We start from the raw sequence: 1,018 nt of genomic DNA, 5'->3' as shown, positions 1-1,018 counted from the left end.
CAACCCGCTACGCGATGGCGGGGCGGGCCGTGCGGCCTGGCCGCCGTTGTTACTCTTCAAGGCGCTATTGCTGCAATCACTCTATGGGCTATCGGATCGCGAGCTCGAGGAAGCGCTGGGCGATCGATTGTCATTCCGGCGCTTTGTCGGGCTCGGGCTTGAGGAGAGCATCCCCGATCACACGGTGCTGTCGCGCTTTCGCAACCTGCTTGTTGGCGAAGGGCTGATGGAGAAGTTGTTTGGCGGGTTGGACCGGCAGTTGGAGAAGGCCGGCGTGATCCTGAAGCGCGGCACGATGCTGGATGCCACGCTGATCGATGCGGTCTCGGCGCCGCCGGCAGCGGATCGGCCGTCGCAGGATACGGACGCCCGCGTCACCGCCCGCAAAGGCAAGCGCGGCCTCACCTTCGGCTACAAGGCCCATGTCGGGGTTGACGAAGGCTCCGGTTTGATCCGCACGGTGATCACCACACCGGCCAACGTCAACGACACGGTGATGGCCGATGAGTTGATCTGCGGCGACGAGAAGACGGTGTGGGCGGATGCCGCCTATGATACCCACGCCCGTCGTGCTCGATTGAAGGCCGAAGGCAAGAAGGTTCGCATTGCCCGCCGGCCCAACAAGCACCATCCGTTGCCCGAGCGGCTCAAGCGCTACAATCGCCTGATCGCGAGACGGCGAGCGGCGGTGGAGACCACTTTCGCGACGCTCAAGAACCGCATGAAGCTGACCACGATCCGCTATGTCGGACTGGCCAAGGCCGCAGCCCAAGTGACGATGGCAGCGATCGCCTTCAACATGCGCCGATGGGCCGCCATCACGCCATAGGTGCGTCCAGCATCCGGCCTAAGGCCGCATCGCCATCCCCAAACTCCACCCCAAGAGCCAAAACAGAGCGAGACCTCACGGCCAAACCGCTCCGCGCGCTAGGTCGCGATGACTGCGCAACAGGCCCCTTGTGGGAGAAAGGTGGCCGCGAAGCGGCCGGATGAGGGGTGCTGGAAGGAACGAGGCGAC

At 64.3% G+C, this 1,018-nt stretch carries 1 protein-coding gene; it reads left to right on the top strand.

Features of this window, described 5'->3' with window-relative positions; translation table 11 throughout:
• A partial coding sequence (locus tag EN852_RS34535; protein ID WP_135879562.1) for an IS5 family transposase occupies positions 1–829 on the top strand: 829 nt, incomplete at its 5' end.
• Positions 830–1,018: the final 189 nt, after the last annotated feature.

The organism is Mesorhizobium sp. M2E.F.Ca.ET.209.01.1.1 (assembly GCF_004010375.2).
Taxonomy (GTDB): Bacteria; Pseudomonadota; Alphaproteobacteria; order Rhizobiales; family Rhizobiaceae; genus Mesorhizobium.
This window is presented reverse-complemented; position numbering and strand designations above follow the sequence as displayed.